The organism is Lachnoanaerobaculum sp. MSX33 (assembly GCF_000512995.1).
In the GTDB taxonomy this organism is placed as follows: Bacteria; Bacillota; Clostridia; order Lachnospirales; family Lachnospiraceae; genus Lachnoanaerobaculum.
Genome location: NZ_AZXX01000078.1, coordinates 1 through 12,013, shown reverse-complemented (window position 1 = coordinate 12,013; position 12,013 = coordinate 1). Strand labels below are relative to the sequence as shown.

General features: G+C 36.8%; 11 protein-coding genes. 2 read left to right on the top strand and 9 right to left on the bottom strand.

Annotated features, from left to right (window positions below; translation table 11 throughout):
- Positions 1-161 precede the first annotated feature (161 nt).
- Positions 162-1,079, top strand: coding sequence for an Rpn family recombination-promoting nuclease/putative transposase (locus HMPREF1495_RS08625; protein ID WP_034213864.1), 918 nt, complete (start codon positions 162-164; stop codon positions 1,077-1,079).
- Between the two features lie 101 nt (positions 1,080-1,180).
- Here HMPREF1495_RS08625 and HMPREF1495_RS08620 read toward each other — a convergent pair whose 3' ends face one another.
- From HMPREF1495_RS08620 to HMPREF1495_RS08585, 8 genes are all read right to left on the bottom strand, one after another.
- Entirely contained in the window at positions 1,181-2,071 is an 891-nt protein-coding gene (locus HMPREF1495_RS08620; RefSeq protein WP_034213861.1) for a ribokinase, read from the bottom strand.
- 2 nt (positions 2,072-2,073) lie between these two features.
- On the bottom strand, positions 2,074-2,712 hold the full coding sequence (locus tag HMPREF1495_RS08615; protein WP_009663642.1) for a dihydroxyacetone kinase subunit L: 639 nt from the start codon (positions 2,710-2,712) through the stop codon (positions 2,074-2,076).
- A gap of 8 nt (positions 2,713-2,720) precedes the next feature.
- Entirely contained in the window at positions 2,721-3,710 is a 990-nt protein-coding gene (locus HMPREF1495_RS08610) for a dihydroxyacetone kinase subunit DhaK (RefSeq protein ID WP_034213856.1), read from the bottom strand.
- Positions 3,711-3,727: 17 nt separating this feature from the next.
- Positions 3,728-4,819 (bottom strand): S-methyl-5-thioribose-1-phosphate isomerase, encoded by a 1,092-nt coding sequence (gene mtnA, locus HMPREF1495_RS08605; RefSeq protein ID WP_034213851.1) that lies wholly within the window; start codon positions 4,817-4,819, stop codon positions 3,728-3,730.
- Positions 4,820-6,040, bottom strand: a complete 1,221-nt coding sequence (gene mtnK, locus HMPREF1495_RS08600; RefSeq protein WP_034213848.1) for an S-methyl-5-thioribose kinase — start codon at positions 6,038-6,040, stop codon at positions 4,820-4,822.
- Positions 6,041-6,057: 17 nt separating this feature from the next.
- A complete protein-coding gene (locus tag HMPREF1495_RS08595; RefSeq protein ID WP_034213846.1) occupies positions 6,058-7,029 on the bottom strand; it encodes an ABC transporter permease in 972 nt (323 codons plus the stop codon).
- Positions 7,029-8,564, bottom strand: a complete 1,536-nt coding sequence (locus tag HMPREF1495_RS08590) for a sugar ABC transporter ATP-binding protein (protein WP_034213843.1) — start codon at positions 8,562-8,564, stop codon at positions 7,029-7,031. Before HMPREF1495_RS08590 ends, HMPREF1495_RS08595 begins: the two co-directional genes overlap by 1 nt.
- Before the next feature lie 138 nt (positions 8,565-8,702).
- On the bottom strand, positions 8,703-9,896 hold the full coding sequence (locus HMPREF1495_RS08585) for a substrate-binding domain-containing protein (protein WP_034213841.1): 1,194 nt from the start codon (positions 9,894-9,896) through the stop codon (positions 8,703-8,705).
- A 392-nt stretch (positions 9,897-10,288) separates the two neighbouring features.
- On the opposite strand from HMPREF1495_RS08585, the gene HMPREF1495_RS08580 reads away from it, so the two are divergent.
- Positions 10,289-11,293 (top strand): LacI family DNA-binding transcriptional regulator, encoded by a 1,005-nt coding sequence (locus tag HMPREF1495_RS08580; protein ID WP_034213839.1) that lies wholly within the window; start codon positions 10,289-10,291, stop codon positions 11,291-11,293.
- A gap of 37 nt (positions 11,294-11,330) precedes the next feature.
- Here HMPREF1495_RS08580 and HMPREF1495_RS08575 read toward each other — a convergent pair whose 3' ends face one another.
- Positions 11,331-11,837 carry a hypothetical protein gene (locus HMPREF1495_RS08575; protein WP_034213837.1) on the bottom strand — a complete coding sequence of 169 codons (507 nt, stop codon included), beginning with the start codon at positions 11,835-11,837 and terminating at the stop codon, positions 11,331-11,333.
- Positions 11,838-12,013 lie beyond the last annotated feature (176 nt).

Sequence of the window (12,013 nt, the reverse complement as noted above, 5' to 3'; positions counted from 1 at the left end):
TACAGTGTTGTAATAAGATTTTTAATTGGTATAATAAAGATATAAAAGGATTTAACAATAATCCTGCATGGCTTTTTTATAAAATTTCTATACTTATATTCTTAAGTTTCACCCTAACGTGGATTCTAAAATATTTCTTTGATATAATAAAGGAGCGAAATATGCAAGAGAAAGATATATCACAAAAGATGTTGGAACAATTCAACGATGTCTTTTCCGACATAGTAAATGTACTTTTATTTAATGGTGAAAATGTAGTGGATGAAAATTCTCTACTTGATACACCTACAAGCAGCATGTTAAAGATTGACGGTAGCGTCCATTCTCAGGATAGAGATGTTTCCAAGTATTGGCAACATAGCCGTATAAATATTGCTTTATTCGGTTTTGAAAATCAAACTGTACCTGATAAGTTAATGCCTTTAAGAGTAATCAGTTATGACGGTATAGAGTATGGAAGACAAACTAAAAAACGACATAGATATAAGACTAAATATCCCGTGATTACCTTGGTATTATATTTAGGATACAAAAAGAGATGGAACTATCCGATTAATATACTCGATATTGTTAAAGTTGATGACAGATTAAAACCTTTTGTCAATGATTATAAAATCAATCTTTTTGAGATAGCATACCTGGAGGAGGAAAAGACAGCATTATTTAAAAGTGATTTCCGGATACTGGTTGATTATTTGCATCAGATACGAACAAACAACTCCTATAATCCAAAAGATTATACAATAAAGCATATAAATGAACTGCTAACCCTTATGTCCGTTATGACAGGGGACAATAGATTTGAAGATTCAATAAATGAAGCTAATGAAAAGGAGGCTAAATATATGTGTGAAGTTCTTGATATTATTGAAAATAGAGGAATCGAAAAAGGCTTGGAGCAAGGTCTGGAAAAGGGTCTGGAAAAAGGGTTGAAACAAGGCAGGCAGGAAGGTGCCGATATGGTAAGTAAGCTTAATGAATTACTGTTAAACGAAGGGAATATTGATAAACTTCGCAGAGCCAACACCGACAAAGATTACAGATATAAGTTATTAAGGGAATATAATATATTGAAGTAATTTTTCAATTTATTATTTCCTGCAGATGTACTAACTTTATATAAAATATTAAAAATGCCACAAAATCATCTATTATAATGATTTTGTGGCATTTTACATTTCTAAAGTCTTTCACAAACCTCTTTTGCAAACGGAATACTTGGTGAGGCTCCTTTTCTACTGACTGTTATACTTGCAGCCTTTGCGGCCTGTTTGAGTGCTCCTGATACATCTGTACCTGCAACCAGCCCTGCTATAAAATAGCCTGTGAAGGTATCACCTGCTGCCGTAGTGTCAACAACATCAGCCTTATATATTTCCTGTCTTATCTTCTGCGTCTTGTCCACATATACGGAGCCGTTTTCTCCCAATGTGAGCACTATCTTGGTGTTTGGAAATCTTTTTGTCAATTTCTCTACAAGTTCATCTTCATCTGTGCAAGCAACTCCGAGTATATCAAAAGCTTCTATTTCATTGAGTATAAGATATTCCACCTTCTCCAAGTCACATTCAAATATCTTTTCATTGAGAGGTGAGGGATTTAAAATAATGCTCATTCCCTTAGCCGCTCCCTCATCTATAATAAATGCAAGATTGCTCACCTCGTTTTGAAGTAAAAGTATATCTCCTTTATCAAAATCCTCTAATACCTCTTTGATAAATTCAATGTCTATATTTTGGTTTGCTCCACCATACAAAAGTATGCAATTATTACCTGCACTGTTTTTTTGTATAATGGCATGTCCTGATGACATATCATACCTTTTTACGTAAGATATATCGACTCCTACCTCTGAAAGTGCCTCCAAAAGCATAGATCCGTCCGCTCTTCCCACTGCTCCGGCATGGTATACTTTAACACCTGCCTTTGCCAAGGCTACAGACTGGTTGAGCCCCTTTCCGCCACAAAATACATTCATGTCTGCTGAGGATATAGTCTCTCCCTCTCTCACGAAATGATCTACATCATATACATAATCCAGATTTAGTGAACCGAAATTAAGTACCTTCATTATCAACTCTTACTTTCTAAAAATAAACATACTCCCTTTACCATCAGATATCCCGCTACAGCACCCTGATCTGCAATGCCCTTTGCTTTAGCGGAAAATACCGCAGCCTTGCCAAACTTAGGCAACATATCTTTTGTAGCTTCAACACCTTCATCCGCACCCTTTAGTGCCGCACTTGCTACATCAAGCAAACTTCCATCCGCTGCTGCTTTTGCTCTTTCACCTGCCAATAAAAGTGCATCATATATTGTTCTGTCTCCTGCCTCACATTTTCCTCTTTTCTTGATTCCTGCTGCAAAGCTTTCAAAATAAACCGCCAAATCTTTGGCATCTATCTTATCCTTTTCATTTAATGACTTGCCGGCTTCCATTATACCGCTTGCCATCAATGTACCCATGGTTGAGGGTACCACTGAAGCCATCTTCATGCCTGCCTTAAACAATGTCTTTCCCACATTATTTTCTACCGTATTTTCTCTTATAAGATCAGGCATTGCACTGTAGCCCTTACTCATAGTAAGCCCAAGATCACCGTCGCCCATATTTGCATCCATTGCACATAGTTCATCTTTTTTCTCGACAAACACCTTAGCTATAGACTCAAATAATTCCGGAAGATCCTCTATTCTAATCTCTGTCATAACAACTCCTATAATCTGATAAATGGAGTCTTTACTTCCATATCAAGCCAAGCCTTTTCCTTGTCACTGTTTAACTTACAAATAGATATGGATGCACCTGCCATCTCCATACTTGTTGCATACTCACCTACAAAGGTTCTGTAAATCTTGATACCCTTTGATGATAATATCTCACTTACTTCTCCCGAAAGTATATAAAGCTCTTCTATGCTGCTTGCACCAAGTCCGTTTATAAGTACTGCAACTTCATCACCGTTTCCTATTTCTATATCATCAAGGATTTCTCCCACGGCTTCATCTGCAAGTTCTTTTGCGCTCTTTATATCTCCGTTCCAAACTCCCGGCTCACCGTGAATTCCCATACCGAATGCCATTTCATTCTCCGCCAAAGAGAAATTGGCATGTCCAAGCTCAGGAATAACGCATGGTGTCAATGCAAATCCTACAGTTCTTGTATTTTGTTTAGCTGTATTTGCAGCCTCATATACTTCATCAAGATTTCCCATCTCGGCTGCAGCGGCACCCGCATACTTATACATAAAGAATATACCCGCAACACCTCTTCTGGTTTCAGGCAGCTTATTTGAGAGTACATCATCAGCTCCCACGATGCTTCTGGTCTTTATATCATCCATCTCAAGCATTTCTGCCGCCATATCAAAGTTCATAATATCTCCGGTATAATTTCCGTATAGATAGAGTATTCCGCTTCCTGCTTCCACTTCCTTTGATATTTCATATATCTGCTCTGCTGAAGGTGACTGAAAAACGCTTCCCACACCACAACCGTCAAGCAAGTTTTCACCTACATATCCGAGGAATAGCGGTAAATGTCCGGTACCTCCACCTGTTACTATTGCCACCTTACCGGGTTTTTTATCTGCTATACAATAGCATCTGAGGTCATCTGCTACATACTTAACCTGCTTATGTGCACTATAAATGCCTTTTAACATATCATCTGTATAATTCTCAGGAACATTGATTATCTTCTTCATATTATCTCCTATCTGTCCTAAAGTCCCAATTCCTTAAATGCCTTATCAAAAGGATATTTACAAATACCCTTTTCGGTAATAATACCTGTTATAAGTGAATGATCGGTAACATCAAATGCAGGATTATATACACCTATATTCTCAGGTGCCATCCTCTCTTTATACCACATATCTGTAATCTCTTCCCCATCTCTTATCTCTATAGGGATGTCCTTATCACTTTCAGCCTTCATATCAATAGTTGATGTAGGTGCACATACATAGAACGGAATGCCGTAATGCTTTGCTATAATAGCGAGTCCGGATGTACCGATCTTGTTTGCCGCATCACCGTTTCTTGCCACTCTGTCACAACCTACAAATATAATATCTATCTTACCCGATTTCATTAAAATAGATGCCATATTGTCACATTGCAATGTCGTCTTTATTCCGGCATTACTAAGCTCAAATGCTGTAAGCCTTGCACCCTGCAAGAGAGGTCTGGTCTCATCACAGTAGACATGCATATCATCACCGTTAAATCCGTTTTCAAGTGCCATATACATCGGCGCTGTCGCCGTACCGTACTTTGCTGTTGCCAATGTTCCGGCATTGCAGTGAGTCATTATACCGATCTCTTTACCGTTTCTTTTAAGCTTTTTTAAAAGCTTAAATCCCAAAGCTCCTATTCCACGGCTTATTTCAACATCCTCATTTCTGATATCCTCAGCTTCTTTAAATAAAGCTTCCTTTATCTCATCAATACTTTTTTCTTTATTTGCTTTCAGGGCATCCTCCATTCTGTTAAGTGCCCAAAAAAGATTTACCGCTGTAGGTCTGGAAGAGGCAAAATACTCTTTTAATTCCAAAAACTCTTTTTCAAAATCAGCATAGTTGTCTGCCTCTATCTGTGAAGCCGTCTTTGCAATACCATATGCCGCACATACTCCTATTGCAGGAGCCCCACGTACTCTAAGCTTCTTTATAGCTTCCCAGATTTCTTCCTTTGTATTTAAGTTTATTCTCTTTATCTCTCCCGGCAGAAGGGTTTGGTCAATAATATTCAGTTCTCCACCTTCTGTCAACTTCACTGAGATTATATTGTCAAAAAATTCTTCAATACCCATTTATAACTCCTCTGCCAAAGCTTTGCACTTTAGTATAGTGTCTACATAATCTTTACCGGATTTAAAGCTGTCCGCTTTCAGTATAAACTCCTTACCTGCCAAAATATTTATTCTTTCAGCCACAAGTCTCTTTTTCTCATCTTCAATTGTAGTTACATCTGTAACATTAGCCATTCCTACAGTTCTTCTGTGAAGCTCTGTTCCGGTAAATCCTGCCGTGTCTCTAAGAATACCGTCAAGATAGTACTCTTTAAAGCCTTCTACCATTGCCATCGGCTCACTTACCCACTCGTCATAATATTTATTATACTTTTCTATGAATAAATCTATGACCTCTTCCACTGATTTAAGAATCCAATCAGTGAACTCTTTCTTTTCGTAAGCAATTCCGTTGTCATAGGCAAAAATAAGATTTGCTATAACATTTCCGATATCATATCCACAAGGTCCAAGTATACCGAACTCCGGATCAAATACTTTTAAGCCGTCTTCTTTTATAAAAATAGAACCTGTATGCAAATCTCCATGAATCAACGCCTGTGCATTTGTCATGAAATTGAATTTAAGCTTTGCAACTTCAAAATGCAATGCCTTATCCTCATAAAGCTCCTTATTTACAAAGTCTGCATTTGGAGGAAAAACATTATTTCTATGATTGAGATCATTGTATGGCTCCATAAAAACAAGCTTTTCCGTAATATCACAAAGATCAGGTGAAACGAGTTTCCCTCCGATTACCTTCTTCTCTTTATGGTCTATTACCACATCACTGCTCTTTAGTAATGTCTCTATCAAAAAGTCCGTTATCTTTTCTGTAAAATGAGGATATATTTTATGCTCAAGCATTGCCTGACGCATTACCAAAAAATCTGAACAGTCCTCCATACCACAGGCACACATCACAGTATCATAAAAATAAATATATGGTACCATTCCGCTTGCAAATTTTTCCTGTAACATTAAAATCTCCGATTCCAGCCTGTTTCTGTCTCTGGAAGGCTTCATATCCTTTGAGATTCTTGTTTCGGTACCTGCCTGCTTTATATAAATCGAATGTCCCTTATTATCCGTTACTCTGTAGACATAGTTTAAATTCCCATGTTCTTTAGGTATAACAGCCTTCATGCTGTCCTTATCCCAGTCTATGGATGTAGCTTTTAATAAAGTATACTCAACTATATCCTTTTCTTCCATCTGAAAATATGTGTCAAATCTACTCATACTGACTCCCTTTTATATTATTCTCTCTTATATGCATATGCCGCTATAAGTGCCAAAGCAAGTACCGCACCCTTTACCGCCGGCAATACAAAGAAAGGTACTGCACAGATAGTAAGTCCGTTTTCAAGTGTAGATACAAGCATTGAGCCAATCATTGTTCCAAGAGCATTAGGTTTTTCAGCACCTCCTACAGTTCTTCCAACGAAAACCGCTGCAAGTGAAGGCATCAAATAGTTGTCACAACACATAACCTGTGCAGAACTTCCTCTTGATGAAACTAAAATACCACCGATAGCTATAAATACAGCAGTTATCATACCTGCTACATATCTGTATTTCTTAATATCAATACCTGAAAGTTTTGCGGCTTCCTTATTTCCACCCATTGCATACAAATATCTTCCAAACTTTGTAAAATCAAGGAAGATATATGCGGCAAGCACACATCCAAGCATAATGATAATGATCCAAGGTGCTCTTCCTATTGCCGAAAAAGAATCTGAAAGAGCTGTTCTAAGAGGTTCTGCATTCCATGGTGTTCTCATACCTGTGGATACTGCACCACCTCCTATATACCACTGTCCGAGTCCCTGATGAACAAACATCAAAGCACAAGTCGCAAGCATATCCGGTATCTTACAAACCAGAATAAGAAACATGGTAAGCTGATATAAAATCAAAGTTGTCACTATAGTTATTACTACCGACATAAACAGTGACTGTCCAAACCAAAGGTATGATGATACAAATGCGTAAGCTGAACAGCTTCCCAAAGTACCGGCCGACATATCAAATCCGTCAGGTGCCATGGTAATTGTAGCTGCAATACCGAATACCGTGGTTATTGCCATTGCCCTTAGAATATTTACCATATTGCTCTGTGACATGAACGCCGTGCCTTTAATTGCTGTAAATGCTATAAAACATAGAGCAAGTGCCAGGATAGCAGCCCAATCTATACCAAATTTTATTAATTTTTTGCGTTCCATCAAACTACCTCCTCTTGACTTTGCTTACCACCTACGCTGTAAAACATTATCTCATCTTCATTTGTATTTTTTGTAATAAGTTCTGCACTTATACCGCCATTGTACATTACATAAATTCTGTCTGTGAGGGCCAAAAGCTCCTGGTTCTCACAAGTTGCATATATAACTGCATTTCCTTTTTTTGCTATCTCATGAATAAGATCAAAAATATCCTGCTTTGCACCTACATCAACACCCTTTGTAGGTTCATCAAATATATAAAGCTCGCAATCTGCAGCCAACCATTTTCCTACAGCAACCTTTTGCTGGTTTCCGCCTGAAAGTTTCTTTACAAGCTGTCTTTCACTTGGTGTTGATACATTAAGACTTTGTATATAACTCTTTGCATTATCTGTTACCTTTTTCTTGTCTATGAAAGACAATTTACAAAACTTTTCCAAGGATGCCGCAGATAAATTAAAGCTTACACTCTCTTCTACAAGTACACCTTCTTTTCTTCTCTCCTCAGGTACCAGTGCTATTTTATTTTTAACTGCAAGTGCAGGATTTTTTAGATTCAGTTCTTTACCGTTTAATATGATTTTTCCGGTACTCTTATATGCTCCGAAAAGAGTTTTACAAAGTTCAGACTTACCCGCTCCGACAAGCCCCGCTATACCAAGTATTTCACCTTTTCTTACATGTAAGTTTATATCTTTTATTCTTCCGTTGATCTCACTCAAATTCTCTGCTTTAAAAATAGTGTCACCTATAGGAATTTCTTCTCTTTTGTACGCTTCCTCAAAAGTTCTTCCAAGCATAAGTTCCACTATTTCTTTTGTGGTAGTTGACTCTTCTATAGGATATGTACCGATCAACTTTCCGTTTCTCATTACTGTATAACTTTCACATATCTCAAGTATCTCGTTTAATCTATGTGAAATAAACAGTATTGCTATATTCTCCGTTTTGTGTAAATGCTCAACAACTTCAAAAAGCTCTTTTGTCTCCTGATTACTAAGTGGCGCCGTCGGCTCATCAAGTATCAGGAAATTACACTTTCTTCTGATTGCCTTTGCTATAAGTACCATCTGCTTATCTGCAAGTGAAAGCTTCGAAACCAGATCCCTTTCATTTATCCTTTCCTTACTGATATGAAGTCTGTCAAGAGCTTTTCTACCCTCTTTATAGACCTCTCCCCAGTTTAAGATGGCATTTCCCTTATCCATTACCAAATCACCCTGAATGATATTCTCAGCTACGGTAAGGTTTGGAAACAGTGCTGTATCTACTTCCTGATACACTATCTGAACACCGCATTTTTTTGCATCTACAGGAGTTCTAAGCTCCACATCTTTGTCATTTAATAATACTTCTCCGGTGTATGTAGGATTGGCACCTGATAATACCTTCATAAGCGTGGACTTTCCGGCACCATTTGCTCCTACAACAGCCCTTATCTCTCCCGTACTTACCTCAAAGTTTATATTCTCTAAGGCCTTTACTCCCGGGAATTCTATCGACACATTTTTTGTGCTTAACTTTATTCTGTCCATAATTATCCAATCTAAAACGGGTGAGTCATCAAAATTTCAATGACTTTTAAAAATAAAAGTAAATGTATCTGATAAACTCACCTCATTCATTAATTTTATAAGTCGCTACTGTTTAGCAGCCTTATATTTACATCCCTATTATTTGTGTAAAAGATCCTTCGGCATCCAATCCGCTTCCGAGAGATAGTTAAGATTACCATAAGTTTCTCCTGCTACATTTCCAAGATTCTCTACATTTGAATCTGTCTTTAAATCTGATGCCTTAATAGCTGTACCCGGAACCTCTACAACATCAACTCCCATTTCTCCTGTTGCCGGATCATAGATCTTGTCATACTCTCCTGCCATCTCAAGTAAAAGAAGTCTCATAGCGATCTCACCGTTTAATGTCCAGTCTGTTGTTCCTGCCGCTGTCCATATATCAGGTCTTGTCTGCATATTTGTAATATCAACAGGATCAATATCTACCGATGCCATAGGAAGTGCATCACCGTTCTTACCGTTCATATTGTCGTTTTCAATAAGCGCATTATATACACCCTGTCCGTACATATCGTAGTATGCGATAACACCGTCAACATCTTCTCTCTTTAAACTCTGAAGATAAGCTGCAGTTACAGTGTTTGCAGAGTCTACAGAATCCTGTAAAGGCTGTACTTCACCTACAGTTACGATCTTTCCGGCCTTCTCATACTCCTGCCAACCTTCTTCTCTTCTGTCAAACGGGCTGTTGTAGTTAGGACCTCTCCATACCTTTACAAGTCTTACACCTTCACCATACTTAGCTACCATCTCATCAAGAAGAACAGTTACCAAAGATTTATCCTGCTGGAACATCTGAGTAACACCGTCAAGCTTCTTGTATTCACCGTCCGCATAGAACTGTGTATCGAATGTAACAATCTTTAAATCCTTGTATTCATCCAAGATGCCCTTTAAGAATACATATGAACCGTCCTGGTTTCCATGACTTACTATAAGTCCGTCATAGCCTGCAGATGCACATGTTCTTATAGTGTCCTGCCACTTATTAAAATCACCGTCACAGAAGAAGAAATCAAACTGTACTCCAAGCTCATCACAAAGCTTCTTACATGAATCCTTCCACATCTGGAAGATAGTAGCTGAAGGCATAATCATAATATATGCTACCTTCTTACCCGCTACAGGATTGCTTCCGTCAGTTGTCTTGCTCTCCTCAGCCTTAGAGTCCGCTACAGTTGCAGTAGTAGTATCTGCACTCTTTGTAGTTCCTCCACCACATCCGATCAGTGGAGCACTAACCATTGCACCGATTAACAACGCACTAACTAATTTCTTGACCTTTCTCATATCATCCTCCTTGTTTACTAAATATTTAACAAATCAAGAACTATTGTTTATATAAACAATAATATTATTATGTTTAAATGTCAATACAATCTGATTATTTCTATCTTATGCATATATTATTATAATATTATTATACATATTGTATAGCAACTGTTTTTAATCTCCTTTTATCGTTTAATAAACTTAAACTCAAACTGTTTAACATGTTTTTATAAACAAAAATAATATTCTTTATAGTATATAATCACCAAAGATAAATTTTTCATGCATGGTTCTGCACATCTCATGTTCAGTTTCTTATATATTCTGATTTGACAATATTTTTTTGAAATAGTATTATGATTACTGAAAACAATTATTGTTTAGTGAACAATATTTCTTTGGAGAATACTATGACCATTAGAGAGTTATCAAAACTGATAAATGTTTCTCCTGCCACTATTTCCATAGTAATAAATGAAAAAAAAGGCGTCAGTGAAGAAACAAGAGAAAAAGTGTTGGCGGCAATGAAGGAATATAATTATTACCCTCAGCAAAGAAAAAAAATTACAGAAAATAAAAATGTACTGGTTCTCAAATATTACAGAAGCGGTGTTTTTGTTGAAGAAAATCAAGGGTTTATAGCCGGAATACTGGACGCAATAGAGAGCAGACTTCAAAAAGAAAATTTAAATATGGTTCTGAGAGTACATAAGGAAAGCTTTGAAAAATTTCTGTCGGAAACGGATCTTAGTCAATACGAAGGTATTATACTGATAGGTACCGAGTTTACTCCGGAACTGTATCCACTATTTGATTCCATCTCCATTCCCTATGTGGTCGTAGACAATGTTTGCCCATATACCACCTGCAACAGTGTTTGTATGAATAATGAAGAGAATGTCTATATTGCTCTTGATTATCTGAAAAAATGCGGACACACAAGCATAGGATACATCGGTGGAAATATATATTCTGAAAATTTTCAACTGAGGAAAAAAGGATTCACAGAGAGTGTGGAAAGGCTTGAAATGGATTATGTAAAAGAGCATACCTATATGATCTCTCCAACTATGATCGGTGCTTATAATGATATGTTAGAACAGCTTGGCGATTTAAATACGCTTCCCGACTGCTTCTTTGCTGACAATGATACTCTTGCTCTCGGTGCTATAAAGGCTTTAAAAGAAAAGGGAGTAAAAATACCGAAAGATATCTCAATAATAGGTTTTGATGATATACCGTATTCTGCAGTTTCTTCACCTGCTCTTACTACAGTTCATGTACAAAGAAAGCAAATAGGAAAACTTGCTGTGGAACAACTCTTGAAAATAAAAAAAGACCCCAAGAATAAATCGGTAAAAACTTTAATTACCGGAAACTTAATCATCAGAGACAGTGTAGCAAAAAAGGCTTAAAAAAGCCTTTTTGCTACCTTTTTATTCTGTTCTGCTTCTATCCGAAGCAATAAAATTTAGAATCTCCCTTAACAAAGTTTTCAGGGAACTTTTCATATCTCATTGCATCAAAATCATATATTCCTATCTTGACCGGCTTTTCACCTTTACAAAATGCCACTTTTTTATAACTTGTAACAGTCACAGTAAGATACTCTATATCCCTTATCTCAAGTTGTGCATACGCATCTCCTACCGGTACATATATATTTATTTCATTTTCACCTACATATTCTACCGTCATATCGGAAAAATTCATCAGGCATTCATAGAATGTATTTATTATAAATATATCACTTACATTAGGCTCATAAGTTTTTTCTTCAAAATCATACTCTGTGAATGATAATAAATCAAAAATCAAATCTATGCCGATATCAAAACTTACAGCAAACTTTTCTTTATTGTGATTCGGCTTCATGCCCCATACAGCAAGCACAATGCCGTCAAAGTCAAGTAATTCATTCATTTTTTGTTCAAAATCTTTAAGTTCAAAATTACTCATATGATAAACTCTCCCAAAATTTAATATTTTGTATAAAAATACTATATTTTTCATATCGTATTCTAACACAATCTACGCACAGTCTATATACTACTATATTACATGTTATTTCAATATATGTAAATAGGGGAGCCACACTTTCGTGTGACTCCCCTTTATTATTTTCGGACTGAAAA